This is a genomic window from Butyricicoccus sp. AF35-5AC, assembly GCF_003477715.1.
Classification (GTDB): Bacteria; Bacillota; Clostridia; order Oscillospirales; family Butyricicoccaceae; genus Agathobaculum; species Agathobaculum butyriciproducens.
Map to the genome: position 1 here is coordinate 41,582 of NZ_QUDX01000007.1, position 17,773 is coordinate 59,354.

The 17,773-nt window shown below is 56.3% G+C and carries 9 protein-coding genes; 7 read left to right on the forward strand and 2 right to left on the reverse strand.

Annotated elements, in window-relative coordinates:
• Positions 1-88 precede the first annotated feature (88 nt).
• The 7 genes from DWZ82_RS10065 (at position 89) to DWZ82_RS10095 (ending at position 7,681) form a co-directional block, all read left to right on the forward strand.
• Positions 89-1,135, forward strand: a complete 1,047-nt coding sequence (locus DWZ82_RS10065; protein ID WP_118480579.1) for a methionine ABC transporter ATP-binding protein — start codon at positions 89-91, stop codon at positions 1,133-1,135.
• On the forward strand, positions 1,116-1,796 hold the full coding sequence (locus tag DWZ82_RS10070) for a methionine ABC transporter permease (RefSeq protein ID WP_118480581.1): 681 nt from the start codon (positions 1,116-1,118) through the stop codon (positions 1,794-1,796). Before DWZ82_RS10065 ends, DWZ82_RS10070 begins: the two co-directional genes overlap by 20 nt.
• 12 nt (positions 1,797-1,808) lie before the next feature.
• Positions 1,809-2,762 carry an L-lactate dehydrogenase gene (locus DWZ82_RS10075; RefSeq protein WP_118480583.1) on the forward strand — a complete coding sequence of 318 codons (954 nt, stop codon included), beginning with the start codon at positions 1,809-1,811 and terminating at the stop codon, positions 2,760-2,762.
• Positions 2,763-2,973: 211 nt separating this feature from the next.
• Positions 2,974-3,864, forward strand: coding sequence for a MetQ/NlpA family ABC transporter substrate-binding protein (locus DWZ82_RS10080; protein WP_118480585.1), 891 nt, complete (start codon positions 2,974-2,976; stop codon positions 3,862-3,864).
• A gap of 64 nt (positions 3,865-3,928) precedes the next feature.
• Entirely contained in the window at positions 3,929-5,317 is a 1,389-nt protein-coding gene (locus tag DWZ82_RS10085) for an FAD-binding oxidoreductase (RefSeq protein ID WP_243022928.1), read from the forward strand.
• Between the two features lie 2 nt (positions 5,318-5,319).
• Entirely contained in the window at positions 5,320-6,492 is a 1,173-nt protein-coding gene (locus DWZ82_RS10090; protein ID WP_118480589.1) for a pyridoxal phosphate-dependent aminotransferase, read from the forward strand.
• Between the two features lie 19 nt (positions 6,493-6,511).
• On the forward strand, positions 6,512-7,681 hold the full coding sequence (locus DWZ82_RS10095) for a M20 metallopeptidase family protein (RefSeq protein ID WP_118480591.1): 1,170 nt from the start codon (positions 6,512-6,514) through the stop codon (positions 7,679-7,681).
• 63 nt (positions 7,682-7,744) lie between these two features.
• On the opposite strand, the gene DWZ82_RS10100 is transcribed toward DWZ82_RS10095, so the two are convergent.
• Positions 7,745-9,046: a hypothetical protein gene (locus DWZ82_RS10100; RefSeq protein WP_110435567.1), complete on the reverse strand. Its 1,302-nt coding sequence runs from the start codon at positions 9,044-9,046 to the stop codon at positions 7,745-7,747.
• 399 nt (positions 9,047-9,445) lie between these two features.
• On the reverse strand, positions 9,446-17,542 hold the full coding sequence (locus DWZ82_RS10105) for an InlB B-repeat-containing protein (RefSeq protein WP_118480593.1): 8,097 nt from the start codon (positions 17,540-17,542) through the stop codon (positions 9,446-9,448).
• Positions 17,543-17,773 lie beyond the last annotated feature (231 nt).

Here is a 17,773-nt window from a genome sequence, read left to right on the forward strand (position 1 = left end):
TTCTTGCGGATTCATTGTATTTTCTGAAGCGGGGAGCTGCGAGCTTCCCGCTTTTTTGCGCATTTAAGAGGAATAAGGAGGAATTTTCTTGATAAAATTGTCACATATCTCGAAGGAGTTTGTGAGCGGCAAGCGAACCGTTCATGCGGTGCAGGATGTTTCGCTGACGATTGACAGGGGCGAAATTTTCGGTATGATCGGCTTTTCCGGTGCGGGTAAATCGACGTTGGTGCGCTGCATCAATCTGCTCGAGCGGCCGACCTCCGGCAAGGTGATCGTAGATGGTCAGGATATGCTGTCGCTCTCGGCAAAGGAGCTGCGGCAGGCCCGCAAGAAGATCGGCATGATCTTTCAGCACTTCAACCTGATGCCATCGCGCACCGTAGCCGGCAACGTAGCGTATCCGCTGCGCGGCAGCGGCCTTTCCAAACAGCAGATCGAGGAAAAAGTACAGCGGTTGCTTGATCTGGTCGGCATCGGTGATAAGGCGGAGGCGTATCCCAAGCAGCTGTCCGGCGGTCAGAAACAGCGTGTAGCAATCGCTCGCGCACTGGCAAACGACCCGAATGTGCTGCTCTGCGATGAGGCTACCTCGGCACTCGATCCGCAGACCACCAAGGCGATTCTGCAGCTGCTCAAGCACCTGAACGAAACCCTCGGCATCACGGTCGTTATCATCACCCATGAAATGGCGGTCGTCAAGGAGATCTGCCACCGCGTAGCCGTTATGGAGCACGGCAAGGTGGTCGAGTCCGGCGAGGTGTTCAACATTTTCGCCAACCCGAGAGAGGACATCACCAAGAACTTCATCCACACGACCTCCAATCTCCGCAAGATCGAAGAACTCATCGCGGAGGATTCGCCGGTCGTCAAGCTGAATCCGGGCGAGCTGATCGTGCGCTTGAGCTACATTCAGCGCAACGTATCCGAGCCGCTCATCTCGACGGTATCGCGCAAATTCGACATTGTGCTCAACATCATCTTTTCGGATATCGCCATCGTGCAGAATGCACCGATTGGCGGCACGGTAGCCATCATCAGCGGCGGCCGCGATCAAATCACACAGGCAATCGCTTATCTCAGTGAGAAAAACGTAGGAGTGGAGGTCATCAAGGATGCAAGAGTTTCTGAATAACATCATTCCGAACGTGATGGCAAAGCTGCCGGACTTCTATGCAGCCATCGGCGACACGCTGCTCATGGTGGTCTGGTCGGGTGCGATCTCGTTCGTGCTCGGTCTGACACTGGGCGTGCTGATCACGGTCACCAAGCAGGGCGGCATTCTGGAAAACAAAATCGTCTATCAGATCCTGGACAAGCTGGTCAGCCTGTTCCGTTCCATCCCGTTCATCATCCTGCTGACGTGGGTAATGCCGGTCTCCCGTGCAATCATGGGTACGGCAATCTATGTTCGGGGTGCAATCGTTCCGCTGGTATTCGGTGCGGTGCCGTTCTTCACCCGTCAGGTGGAGAGCGCCCTCGCAGAGCTGGACGGCGGCCTCGTCGAAGCGGCGCTCTCGATGGGCTCCACGCCGCTGGAGATCATCTTCCGCGTTTACCTGAAGGAAAGCGTTGCCGCCATCGCGCGCGGCACAACCATCACGGCGATCAGCCTGCTCAACCTGACCGCAATGGCCGGTGTCGTCGGTGCCGGCGGTCTGGGCGACTTCGCCATCCGTTACGGCCACGACCGCAACATGCTGGACGTTACCAACGTCACTGTGCTGGTCCTCGTCATCATTGTTTGTATTATGGAGTTCGTTGGCGGCAAGGTCGTCAAGAAGAACACGCATTAAGGAGTGTCTGACATGAGTATTTCCAATCGCAAAGTTGTTATTGTCGGTGCAGGCCATGTCGGCTCCCATGTCGGCTACGCACTGATTTCGCAGAGTTTGGCAGACGAGATTGTCTACATTGACTCCGATCACGCCAAGGCAGTTGCACAGGCGTTCGACCTGACCGATGCGACCAATTACCTTCCGGTTCGCACCAAGGTCACCGCGGGTGACTACAGCGATGCCAAGGACGCACAGATTATGATCATCTCGGCGGGCCCGCTGCCGACCGGCAATCAGACCCGTATGGATACGCTGGGTCAGACCATCGCCATCCTGAAAGATGTAACAAAATCCATCAAAGAATCCGGTTTTGACGGCATTATCGTCAATATCTCCAATCCAGCGGACGTTATCACGCATTACATCCAGCACACGCTGAACTGGGCGCCGGAACGCATTTTCTCTACCAGCACTACGCTGGATTCCGCAAGACTGCGCCGCGCGATCGCGCAGGAGATCGGCATTGACCAGAAATCTATCACCGCTTATGCGCTCGGCGAGCACGGCGAAAGCCAGATGGTCGCATGGTCGGCTGTCACCATCGCGGGCAAGCCGCTCAGCCAGTGGCAGGCGGAGTATCCGGACACGTTCGGCAGGCTCGACCTCGATGCACTGGCCGATGCGGGCCGCGAGGGCGGCTGGACCATCCTGCGCGGCAAGCAGTGTACGGAGTTCGGCATCGGTGCTTCCGCCGCAGAAGTCGTTCGCGCCATTTTTTACAACGAGAACCGCGTTCTTTCGGTTTCTGTTCTGCTGAACGGCAAGTATGGTCAGCACGATGTGTACGCCAGCGTGCCTGCTATCGTGGGTCGCGACGGCATCGCAGAGATCATCGAGCTGCACCTGACTCCCGAGGAGCAGGAGAAGTTCAACGCATCCTGCAAGACCATGAGCGAGAATTATCAGCTGTCGCTCACTCTCTAACATCAGTTCATTAAAAAGTTCACATAGAGGCAATACCGCACAATTGAACAAGAGTGATTTGCGAGTAAATTTTGCGTGCTGATGCGGCGTGTTTTTGCAGCAATACTTTGTGTATTGCAAAAAATCACAACAAAATCAGCGCACAAAATTTCCGCAAAGCACCGCAGTTTAATTGTGGGGTATTGCCTCCCCAAAAACGGAGGTAATCCCAATGAAGCTCAAAAGAATCATCGCACTGTCCCTGTCCGCAGCAACCCTCGCCCTGTCCCTGACCGCCTGCGGCGGCTCGAGCAGCGCAGCTTCCGATGACGCACAGGCATCCGACAGCAATTCCGGCGATGCCGTAACCGTAAAGCTCGGCGTAGTAGGCAGCATCTACGAGGATCTGTGGACCCCGGCCAAGGAAAAGCTGGCTGACGAGGGCATCGACCTCGAGTTCGTACAGTTCTCGGACTACGTTACCCCGAACAACGCACTTGCGAACGGAGAGATCGACCTGAACGCATTCCAGCACCGCATTTACCTGCAGAGCGAGATCGACAACTACGGCTATGAGATCGAGAACATCGGCAACACCTTTATCATTCCGCTGAACCTGTACTCGGACAAGGTTAAGTCGGTTGATGAGCTCAAGGACGGCGACACCGTAGCCATTCCGGACGATGTAACCAACGGCGGCCGCGCGCTCAAGGTGCTGGAGGCTGCCGGTCTGATCAAGCTGAAGGACAGCGCCGAGTTCAACCCGACCATCGACGACATCGAGACCTACAACACCAAGATCACCATCGAGGAGCTGAAGGCAAACGTTATCCCGTCCACGCTGGCTGACGTTACCGCAGCTGTTGTAAACGGCAACTACGCACTGGATTTCGGCCTTAAGACCGAGGACGCCATCTACAAGGATGATCAGCTGGACATCGAGGAGTACTGGAACCTGATCGCAGCACGTTCCGCTGACCTCGAGGATGCGGACAAGCTGGAGACCTATAAGAAGGTTGTTGCAGCGTTCCAGTCCGATGAGACAGAGGCAGTATTCAATGACCAGTTCGGCGGCTACTTCATCAAGGCAGGCTGGGATCAGGATCTGCTGGCAGACAAGTAATTCATAATTATTCCTAATGCCGCCGGAAACAACCGACGGCATTTTCGGCAGGGAGGAAACAGTAATGCAGATCAACAAACAGGCGCTGCGGGAGATCATTCCGGACAGCGAACGCCTGCTTTTCGAGGAAAATATTCCGGCGGAGTACCTGAGCGACGCGCTCGGCCGCCGCACCGGCACAGCGGATGCACTCGTGTTCGCGCTTTCGACCGAGGAGGTCAGCGGCGTGCTCCGGTACGCCAACGAAAACGGCATCCTGGTCACGCCGCGCGGCGCGGGCACCAATCTGGTAGGCTCGACAATTCCGCTGTTCGGTGGTATCATTTTGGATGTGTCCCACATGAACCGCGTGCTCGAGCTTGACCGCGACACCATGACCATCACCGTCGAGCCGGGTATGCTGCTCAAGGATCTGCAGGCTTACGTCGAGGAACGCGGCCTGTTTTATCCGCCGGACCCGGGTGAAAAGGCGTCGAGCATCGGCGGCAACATCAGCACCAATGCGGGCGGTATGCGCGCAGTCAAGTACGGCGTAACACGCGACTATGTGCGCGGGCTGGAGGTCGTCCTTGCGGACGGCACGGTGCTGCATGTCGGCGGCAAGCAGGTGAAGGACGCGAGCGGTCTGTCGCTCAAGCACCTGCTCATCGGTTCAGAGGGCACGCTGGCGGTCATCACCAAGTGCCTGCTGCGCCTTCTTCCCAAGCCGGAGACCACGGTGAGCGTGCTCGTGCCGTTTGCCGATCTCGGCACGGGTATCCGCAGCGTGCTGACCATCCTGCAGGCGAACGCCAACCCGACCGCAGTCGAGTTCATGGAACGCAAGGTGGTTGCGCTCGGCGAGGAGTTCTGCAAGGTGCAGTATCCGCGCCCGGATGCGGGTTCGTACATTCTGCTGACATTTGACGGCCACGAGAGCGAGGTCAACGCGAATATCGAGCGTGTGCGCCGTCTTGCGCTCGACAACGGTGCAATCGACTGCATCGTGCTGCGCAGTGCGGAGCAGGCCGCCGACATTTGGAAGGTGCGCGGTGCGCTCGTTATGGCGGTCGAGGCTGTGTCCGAGCAGGAGCCGGTGGACATCGTTGTGCCCATCAGCCACACGGCGGATTTCGTTCGCTATATCAACGAGCTGGAAGCATCCTCGGGTATGCGTATGATCGCGTTCGGCCATGCGGGTGACGGCAACGTGCATCTGTGCGTAGTGCGTGACGGCCGCGACCAGCAGACATGGGAGCGCGAGCTGCACGAAAACATGGAGCAGGCTTACGCTAAGGCGTATTTTTACGGCGGCGTAGCCTCGGGAGAGCACGGCATCGGCATTTCCAAGCGGTCGTACTTCCTGCGGGAGACCGCGCAGGAGAATCTTGCCGTGATGAACACCATCAAGACCGCCCTCGACCCGAAACATACACTGAACGACCAGAAATCTTACATTGTGGGAGGAAAATAACCATGCAGAGCTTATCTGAGCGCACCGCCGGCTTTACCGATTCGGTCATCCGCCGTATGACGCGCGTTTCCATGCAGTATGATGCGGTAAATCTGTCGCAGGGCTTCCCGGATTTTGAGCCGCCGAAGAAGCTGCTCGACCGTCTGGCGCAGGTGGCCTACGAAGACTATCACCAGTATTCGATCACATGGGGTTCGCAGAACTTCCGCGAGGCGCTGGCCGCCAAGCAGACCTATTTCATGGGCCGCAGGATCGACCCGAACACCGAAATCGTCACGACCTGCGGCAGCACCGAGGCGATGATGGCTGCGATGATGACAGTCACCAATCCGGGCGATAAGGTTATCATTTTCTCCCCGTTTTACGAGAACTACGGTGCGGATACCATCCTGTCCGGCGCAGAGCCTATCTATGTGCCGCTCGTGCCGCCGGATTTCCACTTTGACGCAAATGTGCTTGAGGACGCGTTCCGTCAGCACCCGAAGGCCATCATCCTGTGCAACCCGTCCAATCCGTGCGGCAAGGTGTTCACCCGTGCCGAACTGGAGATTATCGCGTCTCTCGCAGAGAAATACGACACCTATGTTATCACCGACGAGGTGTATGAGCATATCGTATTCGCACCGAACAAGCACACTTATTTTGCCACGCTGCCGGGTATGTGGGAGCGCACGCTGTCGTGCTCGTCGCTTTCCAAGACGTATTCCGTCACCGGCTGGAGACTGGGCTATATCATCGCTCCACCGGAGATTATTGACCGCGCGAAAAAGGTGCATGATTTCCTGACCGTCGGCGCAGCAGCACCGCTGCAGGAGGCTGTTGTTACCGGTCTCAAGATGGGCCAGGACTACTACGACGACTTGCAGGCCAAGTACACACAAAAAAAGGAGCTGTTCCTCAAGGGTCTGGACGATCTGCAGATTGCCCATACCGACCCGCAGGGCGCGTACTATGTTCTGCTTGACATTGCCGAGTTCGGCTACGAGAGCGATCTTGCGTTCTGCGAGGATCTGGCGCATTATGTCGGCGTAGGCGCGGTTCCCGGCTCGAGCTTCTTCCGTGAGCCGGTCAACAACCTGATTCGCCTGCATTTTGCCAAGAAGGACGAGACGCTGCTCGATGCACTCAACCGTCTGGAATCGCTTAGGGACAAAATTAAGCCGAAACACCGATAAATTAGGAGGAAAAGCTGTCATGGACGTAAAGAAAGCCGCAGCGGAAACGAAGGACTACATCGTATCCATCCGTCGGGAATTTCACCGGCACCCGGAGCTGAGCCTGCAGGAATTCCGCACGGCACAGCGCATTGAGGAGGAACTGGACAAGTTCGGCATTCCGCACACGCGCGTGGGCGAGACCGGCGTGCTCGGCACGCTGAAGGGCGCAAAGGACAACGGAAAAGTGCTGGTTCTGCGTGCGGATATCGATGCGCTGCCGATTGAGGAGACGCACGAGTGCGTCTATCGCTCGGAGAATGCAGGCGTCATGCACGCCTGCGGCCATGACGCGCACGCGGCCTGCCTTCTGGGTGCCGCGAAAATCCTGTCGGAGAACAGAGATGCGTTCAGCGGAAAGGTCCGTCTTGTGTTTCAGCCGGGAGAGGAAATCGGAAAAGGTGCAAAGCCATTTGTCGCAGCCGGTGTGCTGGATGGTGCCGAGCGCGTGTTCGGTCTGCACACTGCGTATGATTTGGAGGCAGGCACGGTAGGACTTAAACCGGGCATCAACAACGCCGCAGTCGATCATTTCCGCATTCGCGTGCACGGCAGGTCCACGCACGTTTCCACGCCGCATCTGGGCGTGGATGCGCTGTATATCGCCAGCCAGATTGTTGTGGCAGTGCAGGGACTGGTTACGCGCCGCACTTCACCGACCGAGCCGGTCATCATCGGTATCGGCAAGCTGAACGCGGGCACGACCTACAACGCCGTGGCAGCATTTGCTGAAATGGAGGGCACAACGCGCACCATTTCGCAGGAGAGCCGCGACCGCGTCCGTGCACAGGTCAGTGAGACAGCGCAGAGCATCGCTGCGCTGTACGGCGGCACGGCGGAAATCGAGTGGACGGACTTTGCCGCTGCGCTCGTCAATGACCCGCAGGTGTGCGAGGAAGCTGCTCAGGTCGTGGACGAGCTGCTCGGAGAAGGACACGTTGTCACTGACCGTGAGCTGTCGCTCAGCGGCGACAATTTTGCCGAGTTTGAGCGGTATAAGCCGGGCGCGTATGCGTATCTCGGCACCGGCAATCCGGATTTGCCGCACACGATGATCACCAACCATAACGGCGGCTTCGATGTGGACGAGAATGCACTTGTGACCGGTGCCGGTCTGTATGTCGGCTACACAGTCGCGCGGCTTGGATAAAGCGAAACGCTCAGCTATCGTTTGGTAGCTGAGCGTTTTGCTTTTGAAATTACAGTTTTGAACTTACATCCCGCACTCAAGTCCGTTATACCGTGTCACCACAAACGGATAGCTGAGTGTCTCCGGCTGGATGCCAAGCTGCCGCAGACCGGCACACAAATCCTCGACAACCTGCATATCGTGGTCGCGCTGCGCGACGGACAGTTTCATTTTATCTCCATACGACGAGATCAGCAGCGCAAACGGCTGCACAGCACACGGCAGGATTGCGCCGTAATCGAGTACATACGGACGGCAGCTTTCCGGCAGGGCGAACCGGCCGACATTGGTAATGAGAAAGCTGTCCTCGAGCACAAAATCAGTCGTGACCTTCTGTGCCGCCTGCATTTTCTCCGCGAGCGGCATATCTGCCTCATGCAGCGATTCACAGCGGTCTGCGGCGGCTTTTGCACGATAGAGCAGCTGTTCGCGCTGCATCTGATCCTTCAAAAATGCCTTCGTGCGCCGGAACACCTCGTCATTCGGCAGATCGCGGTATTCCGGAAAATACGGCAGATCGATAAAACAAATAAAATACCGCGTGGTAAGCGTCGGCAGCAGCGGACGCAGATCGACCGGAATCTCCGCGATAACCGGCTTGTCCGTTCCGCCGAACTTATCATCAAACGCTTTCATCATCAGCGGAGCCAGTACAGACAGCGGACTGACGCCGATGGACTTTGCGTAATCGTGCAGCTGCGAAAATGGGAACGTCACCTCGGTGACGACCTCGGAGCCGTCAGCGCCCCACTGTACCTCGGGGGCATGAACAGCCTCCGGCTTTTTCCAGATGCCATCCGGCGAAAATTCACGGTCTGCCAGCTGCTCGTAGCCGTTTGCGCTCTCCTCAGGAGACCAGCGGGTATCCATGCCGCGCACAGAGCCGTCATTCTCAACCGGGAAACCGCAGTTTTTCAGGTACTGGAACAGTACACAGCGGATAAACTCCTCGAATCCGCGTCCATCCGAGATAGAGTGCTGATACTCCATATAGATGGTCTTGTCGTGGTAGCCGACGAGAAATAAGTATCCGTTCGTATCCTTGGAGCCGATGGTGTAGCGGGTGGATACACCGTCGAACGGCAGCACCACGGCGGGCTGCACGTTGCGGCGGTAGCGGAACGCGGTCTCGGTCGGCTCGGCGGTCAGCATCATGTGCGGAAAGCGCAGCAGTGCCTGCTCGACGGCTTCGCGCAGCTTATCCGGGCGCACTTTATCGCGCATGCGGATGGTGTGGCGCGGCACACAGGCGACGGTTTCATGGGTGTTGTACAGGAAGATTTTTGCATAGCTGTCCGTGCGGAGCAGCGGGTCATTCATGGTCATTATAGCATCTCCTCAAAGCATAATCCGGCGCATCTTATATGGTAATTTCAGTATATCACCCTGCAAGGACGTTGTAAATCAAAATGAGTCGAATTTGCACAGTATTATGCAAATATAGAACATGATGTACGATATAATGACCCGCGCGCCTGAAAATACTTGCGATTCGGTTGGCAGAGTATATCACGCCGGAGAAGCTGACATATGAGCATGGAATTTCTGCCGCGGCTGTTCGATTCGTTCTCGCGTGAGCGTATTCCGTGTGAGAAGCAAAAAAACAAGCGACACCATATTTCGATTGGTGTCGCTTGTGTGCGTTTTCAGGCGCTGTCGGTATTGTCTGCCCTTGCAGGGCGGTTGTTCATACCACACCCGTTGTGCGGTATGGATCAGATGGGATTACTGGTCGGTGTAGCGGCTGAGGATAACCGCTACCTGAGCACGGGTTGCGGTGCCGTTCGGCACGAGCGTAGTCGGGGTAACGCCGGTTACCAGACCGTTGCCGTTCGCCCAGCTCATTGCTTCAGCAGCCCACGACTCGACAGAAGCCGCGTCTGCGTAGCCATCGAGTGCTGCGCTGCCCTGCGGCGTATGACCGCGATAGGTATCGTAGCGGTACAGGATGGCCGCCAGCTGCTGACGGGTGATCAGCGTATCCGGCTGGAATCTGCCGTCGGTGAAGCCGTTGACAATGCCGTTTTCGGAGGCCCATGCGATGGCTTCTGCGTACCACTTGCCGTCCGCCACATCGGTGAACTGTGCGGTGGAAGCGGCCTTGCTGCCGCTCATGCGGTAGAGCACCTGAACCAGCATTGCGCGGGTCATGCCGTCATCCGGACCGAACTTGGTTGCAGTCAGGCCCTTGAACCAGCCGTTCTCGAGTGCAGTGTTGACCTCGTTGTAGAACCACTTGCGCAGGTTGACATCGGAGAAGTCGCTGCTGTACTCGTGGGTGATAACGAAGGTGGAGAAGTGGGTGGTCTTAAAGGTAGCCTTTCCGGTCGCTGCATCATAAATGACAGGCAGCTTTTCAAACGAGCCGTCCTCAGCAAGATAGTATGCAACCAGATGATCGGCGTTCTCGCCGCTCTTGAGGGTGTATGCCACAGAAATCGCAGCCGTGCCGTTCAGCGCGTGAACGCGGGTTGCAGTGCCGTTTTTCGGCTGTACCTGCGCAGAAATGTTCAGGATGGTGCTGTTCTTCGGCAGGTATTTGCGCTGTGCGTCAGTCAGGGAGGACTTGTCAGCGGAAGCGAGCGAAATACTTGCCATACCGTCAGCCTGTGCGGCGCTGCCGAGTGCGGTCAGCGTCTCACGGTCGAGTGCAACCGTGCCGTTCGGCAGGATAAGCGCTGCGCCGTTCTTTGCACCGGCGAGAGCAGCTACCAGATCGCCGGTGAGCGATACCGTGCGTACGGTGGAATCTGCGGACAGGTCAAGCGTCAGCGAATCCTTGCCGGAAACCGCAGTCAGCTTGGAGCTGTCGGCGGAAACCGCTGCGGTGCCGTTCTTTACCTCAACCGTTGCAGGAACCTTGGTGCCGTCCGGCGCGGTAATGGAGGACGAGCCGCTGTCGGTCGGAGCCGGTGCAACAGCACCGCCGCCTGCTCCACCGCCGCCGCCTGCGCCGCCGCCGCTACTCGGCTTGACGGCAAAGGCTGCGGTGACAGTAACGTCATTCGCCGGCATGGTGAAGGTGTAGGTCAGGGTGGACGCGGAAACCGTCTTGTCGAGCGCGGTCTCCGGTGTCAGCGTCAGGGTTTTCAGCTGATAGCCGCTTGCGGGTGCAGCGGTGAGCGTTACCGTGTCGCCGGCCTTGGCGCGTGCCGCAGAAGCGGAAACGCTGCCGTTTTCGGCCTTGCCGGCCGTAATTGCGTAAGTTTTGTGGAACAGATTGTCGGTGTTGACCGCCAGAGCGTCTGTTACGTTGCGGATAACCGCTTCAAAGCTGCCGTCCTTCTCGGTTACGGAAACAACGGCATTCGGAGCCGCCTTCTGGAGTTCGGACTTGATCTCCTCAGCGGTGCCGACACAGTTTGTGCTCGGCGTGAGCGTCAGCTTGACCGTGCCGTTCTTGCGAACCTGAGCGGATGTGCTGTTGACTGCACCGGTGTCGGTTGGCTGAATCGGTGTGGTGTAGGTGAAGTTGCCGGTGCCGTTCGTGCCGGTGATTGCTGCGTTGTACTGCTCAAGGTCGGTGAAGTGAACGCGGATGGTCTGGTTGGCATCGAGTGTGTGAATATAAATTGGATCGACAAGATTTACACCATCAACCTGTACAGCAGCATCGTTTTCTGCTGCGGTAATGTCACCCTGGGTAACCGTCCACTTTTCGACCATCTTTTGGGTGTTTGGTGCTGCAGTGAAGGTGATTTCACTGCTGTTCGGCTGCTTGGTCTGAGAGTTAATCGCGGTGTCGTCAATCTTGGCGGTCAGATGGCCGTTCGCATCAACGGTGCCGAAAGTAAGCTGATAGCTTGCCGTAACCTTAAAGTATACGGTTGCGGTAATATTCTTGTCCGCACGGATTTTGCCTTCCGGATTGGTTTTGGAGTTTCCGGCAGTCTTTTTGCCGTTTACTTCCCACTGTTCAACCTGATAGCCAGTCTTCGGCGCTGCATGGAAGATGATTTCCTCATCCTTATAAATGGTTACGCCATCAGTCGGCATAGCCTTGGTCTCAACTTCCTCACCGTAGATATCATACAGCGTGTATTTTACGGTGCCGTTGCCGGCTGCAGCGGTGGCCTTGGCGGTGTAGGAAGCGCTCTGGGCAAATTCAGCGCTGATGGACAGATTGCCAGCCAGTTCGCTGATGGTGTAAGTGCCGTTGGTCTTTGCCGCAGCCTCATCCTGAGCAGTACCGTTTACAACCCAGTTCTTGAAATGCCAGCCGCGGTCTGCGCGTGCCTGCAGCTCAACCTTGCTGCCGCCGGGAATCTTGGACAGATCGTCCACAGCTTCGCCGTCTACGGTTGCAATGATCGTGCCATGCTCCATTTCCGGTGTGGTAATCGCAAATGCGGCACGGTCGGTCTTGAGCGAAACCTTGGTATTCTCAGTGATGGGGAAGGTATAGCTGCCGTCAGCGTTGAGTTTTCCTGCTTCAACAGCCTTGCCGTTCACCTGATAGGTCTCGCCCGTGGCGGCAGCATAGCCTGCCTTGGGCGCTACCGTAATCTTCGTATCACCGGTGACGCTTTCGCCGCTCTTGAGAGACTTGGTAAGCGTTTTGGAGGTATCGTCCGGATCAACCGTCTGATAGCTTGCGGTCAGCTCACCTTCCAGCGTCAGCGTGTAGCTGTCGCGCTCGAATACGGCAGCCAGATCAATATCCTGCACGCCAACCTCAACAGAGAGCGTGTTGGAGCCGTTCGTCGGGTTCGATTCGCCGGACGGATAGCTGTTTGCACCGCGTTTCGAGAGAATCCACTGCTTGAAGTGCCAGCCGGTATCCGGCGTTGCGGTGAAGTTGAACTTTGCACCGCTGGAAATGTAAGCCGGGAAGTTCTTGAGGCTTTCGGAGCCATTTTCATCCGTGCATTTGAGTGTACCGCCCTGCTTATTCTGAACGGAAGCATTCAGCTTGGTATTGGTGGTCTTGAAGTAAACCAAAACAGATGCCGGTTTTGCAAGGGTCTTGATAGTAACCGAGTTCTTCTCCTTGCTGTTCTCGATTTCCTTGCCGTCATAGGTCCAGTAATCGACTGCATAACCTGCATCCGGCACAGCCGTCAAGGTAACATCGGTGTTTGCAGTAAAGCTGGAGATTGTACTGCCGTCATCCGCCTTGCCGGCATTCAGACCTGCGGTAATGATCGACGCAGAACCGACAGAGTGCTTGTTTGTGCCTTCACCGAAGTCCTCAGCCTTGAGGGTCAGGATGTAAGTCAGGCCGTTTACCGTGTAAACACCGGGGATAAAGGTAAATTCATAGTTGTTGTACAGCGTTTCGTTGGTAGCGGTAGTCTTGCACGGAGAAACCGTGTAGTTGCTGGGTGCAATGTTCGGCGCGAGCGTTACCTCGTTGCCTGCGGTGTTGACTGTGGTATAGTCAAGGTGCAGAGCGGTAATCTCTTCAGCAGTCATGTTTTTCGTGTCTGCCGTGAGAGAAAGCTGATTCTTGTCTTTCGGGTTGACCTTATCCTGTGCAACGCCGTCCTTCGGGGTGACAACGCGCAGCGTAACGGCACGCTGAACAACGGTAAACTCGGTTTCCGCAACCGGCTTGGATTCGCCGCTTGCATAAGCATACAGCGTGTAAGTGCCGACATTCAGCTTATTGTTCTCTGTCAGCGGCTGCGAATCCTTGGAACCGGAAACCGCGTACTTGAAGGTTGCGTTAGTGACCTTCTGCAGACCCTTCGTATCGTTGCTCATGCGGGAGAGCGACGGCGTTACCGTATCGCCGTAGGTGAAGCGGGTGACGCTGTTGTTATTATTGCCGTTGGTGAGCGTCAGCTGATAGCCGGTCGCGTTCTCGCCAACGAGAACCATCTTGCCTTCCGCGTTGCTCATATCCTTGAACACATAGCTGCCCGGATAATACGGGGTAACCGTGTAAGCGCCGTCTGCGGGCACGATAACATCCTTTGTAACGTTGCCGGTATTGTCAATCTTAGCCGCAACCGTGGTAGAGAAGTCCGTGCCGCGAATCAGGAAGCTGAGCGTGCCGGTCGGGATGGTGGAGGTAGCAGACGTGGAACTCATTTTAGCGCTGATGTGCAGCGTGCGGTCAAACTGAGCAGTGTCGCCTTTTTGTACATTCTTCGCCGTAACCGTCAGCTCACACTTTGGTGTGCGCTTGCTGTAAGTCGTGGTAATCTCCGGCGAGTAAGCGGAAATACTGTACTCGGTCTTGGAGGTGTTGTCGAAGTAGAGCACATTCAATCGGCAGCGGTAAGTGCCCTTGTCGGCAGAACCGGCGTTTTCGATGCTCAGCGTATCGGAAACGCTGCCGGCAATCTCGGTCCAGGAACCATTGTTCAGCTTCTGCCACTGATAGCTTACGCTGTTGTACTTGCCGCCGTCCGGATTTTTATTGTCTCCGTTATACTTAACCGTTGCGGTTGCCAGAGAATCCGGATAGATCGGCAGCTCCGTTTGATTTTCCCTGCCACCAATGTTTACCGAAATATCGGGATAGCCTGCTGTGGTCTTGGTGCGGCAGGTCAGCGGTTCGCTGTAAATGCTCTTGCGCTGCGCCTGCTCCTTGTTTTCGTTGCAGGTCTGAATCTGATATTCATACTTGGTATAGGGAGACAGGTTCTTATCCGTGTAGCTGAAGGTGTAGGTGCCGTTATCGTGACGCTCACCATCGGTGAACGGCACAAATGCGAGTTCCTTGCGGCCGGAGCCATCCGGGAAGTTGTAGTAGCGGTATAGCTGGAAGCCGGAAACGATCTTGTCGTAGGTCCACGTCAGGGTAACGGAATCATCGGTGGTTTTCGCAACATCCTGCTCAAAATCCTCCGGCAGCGGAGACGGAGCCTGCGGCTCGGTTACCGCGTAGGTGACAACCGGGAACGCCTGATTGCCGCTGCGGTAGTTGTAGCAGAAAATACGCCAGTTCATGCCGTAGCCGTACGGTTTGGCTTCAATCGGCATGTTCTGCAGCGAACCGGAGAACGAGCCGCCTGCGGTGTTGACAGACACCTTGCCGGCAGAGAGGTCCGAACCGGCAACCACGCCTGCGGTTACGCCGCCTGCACCTGCACCCGCTTTGGTTTCGATAGAGGTGGTGTTGGTGTAGTTTTTGCTGTCCGAGGTGGAGAAGCTGATCTCCTGCGTGATGCCGGAGCCGCCGCCTGCCGCGGTGAAGTCAACCTTAGCCGGATCACCGTTATAAGCCTTGGAGCCTGCACTCGGTGCGCTCGGATAGCTGGACGGATCACCGATCGTATGCGTCAGCACACTGCCCGAAATGGACGGCAGCACGCTGTAATCCTCGGCAATGTTTTCGTAGTAGGACAGGTCGATCAGACCGATCGAGGCTTCGTGCGGGATGGAAACGGTGGAGGTTACCTTCGTGTATTTGCCTGTTCCATCCGGGATGTAGGAGGTGTACTCGTAAATCTCCATCGGGATGGAATAGAACGCCACTCTGTCCTCGCCGGAGGTTGTCTCGTAGGTGATGGACTGCTCGAGCGAGGAGGTGTGCTCGGTCTCGTAGGTGAAACCGGAGGTAAAGGCGGCTTCCGCCTCAACGCTGCCGATCTTAACGCCGAATACCGAGAATTCCTGCTCAAAGGAGACATATGCGCCGACCGAGATGGTAGAGGAGGAGCTGGTGCCGTTCTCGGTGCCCTTCATGCTCGAGTAGGTGGTGGAGGACTCAGCATAGTTGCCGGACAGGTCATCGCGGTCGAGCAGATCGGAGAAGTACGGAGGCGAAGCCAGTACCGCCAGAACCTGCGGGTCGGAGTAGGTGTAATAGTGCTTGCCGGTGTAGGTCATGTAGCTGGTATCGTCGTCTGTGTTGGCGAGACAGAGCGTGTACGAGCTGTTGACATCGGTTTTTACCGGCTGAGAGCCGTCAAACAGGTTGACGGTCGAAAGTCTGGTTGTACCGGGAGTACGCTTGTTGTATGTGGAGTTTGTTTCCTTGTTTACAGTATCGTATGTACCGGTGAACGCCCAGTAGGAGGAGCGAATCTTGAACAGCTTGTGCAGCCAGTTTTTGTAGTAGTAGCGGAGCTCGTAATGCGGAACCTTACCGTCTACCGTGTACTTATCAGACTGCTTGTTCTCATCCTTGGACATAGTCTGCGTCAGGGTGAACAGCGTACCCGAACCTGCGGTGTTGTTGTTTGCATCCACCGCGGTGGTCACAGAGCCTGCGGATGCATCGTACTCAACGTAGTCCTCGTTCGGCATAGCAGGCGTGTTGTCGAGCGCCTGCTTGATGTTCAGACCATTCTCGTCGCAGGAGATGACAAGGCTGTCAAAGTACAGCAGATCACTGGTTTTGCCGCCATCGTTTGTTTCGCCTGCGGTCGGACGGGAGATAATCGCCGTATTGGCCGGGCACAGCGGCAGAGAATGGAAAACGTCGGTGCCGTTTTCGGTGTGATTCTGCATTGCGCTGTAAATATAGTTTCCGTCCTTATCCTTGGAGAACAGATCGAAATTCTTAGAGACAGACGGCTTGAAGGTGACGCCGTTCCATGCGTACAAGCCTACATAGCGCGTGTTCTGCTTATTTGCCTTGAGGTCGGCATCCGACTGAGCCGCCAGAATCAGCGTTTTGCCGCCGCCGGTCATATCGCCGAAGGCGAAGGATGCGCGGACCAGATTGCTGCCCTCGTAGGTCAGCGGGAATTCCTGCGAGCTCTGCAGCATGTGTGCGCTCGTGGAACCGAACATTACAACGGCACGCGAGCCTGCGTTCTGCTGCGGACCGTAGTAGTAACCCCAGGTGCAGGCGAGATCGTCTACGCCGTCCTGGTTGACGTCACCGCTGACGAGAGAGATCATGTTGGAAACGACACTGCCCTCACGGAAGAAGTACGTCCACGCCTGTCTCCAGTTAGAGGGATTGGAGTAATCGTCAGTCTGCAGGTCGTAAATCTCAATGCGGGAATTGCCGACCTCCGGCACATAGACCGCAACCTCGTCCTTACCGTCGTTGTCCCAGTCGCCGGTAGCTACCTGCAGGTAGTTTTTCAGCTGATACGGGTTTTCTGCGAAGTTTTCGACCTTTTTGGCGGTCGTGCTGCCTTCGTCGCTGGTGTCGGTCAGATTCGGGTTGCCGATTTCCTTGCTGGTGTCCAGCAGTGTGATCGGCTTGCCGTACTCGCCGGTTGTCGCATTGCCGAACCGCAGGTACAGACCGCCTTTCGCGCTCAGGTCACCGGCGTAAACCATGACCGTCTGCGAGGACTTTGCGTCCTTGTCCGAGGTGAAATGGCCTGCGGCTACGTCTGCCATGGCGTAATCGGTCTTGTCGTTCAGCTTGGTAGTGGCATTGGTCATGCCGGTCAGATAGCCCTTGGTGGCATAGCCGTCAGTGCCCTTGCTGCCTATCGGGAACTGTGCGTATGTGCCGGTAGAGGTGGTTTTACCCTCAGAAATAGTTTGGGTCTGCTTCTGAGCGCTCAAAAACTGCTGAGCCTGGGTAGATGTGTTATCATCATTGCCGTACAGCGTGCTTTGAAGGGTATTGTCCTTCTGGTTGGACTGGGAAACGCTTGTATTGCATTTCTCTGCGCTTTCACACTTGCCCAGGCCGATTTTATCTGACGGCAGAACATCATTCGTCAGACCAACGGTATACAGCTCGTACACCGGTGTAACCTTGATGGTATTGCGGCCATACGGGTTGCTGGGGTCGTTGGCATTAAAGCCATCGGGCGCTTTGCTCGAATCTATGCCGAGCGCCGCAAGCGCGTCCGAGCTGCCGGTATCCGCTGCCGCTGCGCGGATATCAAGCGGGCCGCCCATGCCGGCGATAAGAGCCAGTGCCAGAGCAAGGCTTATGCCGCGTTTGAATTTCATGGTATATTCCTCCTTTTCCCATTCTGCGGTGCGGTGGAACGAGCCGCGCCTGCAGAAAAGAGACTGAAAATTGCCTGCGTTTATCATAGCAGCTTTGCAGCCTGCTGTGCGGTCGGGCACACGAAATGTCCGATTTTCGACACGAAATACACCGATAGGAAAAACAGAGTGAACTACGCGTAAATTCTGCAAAAAATGACACACAATCCACAGGAGTTATCAACAGGCTGT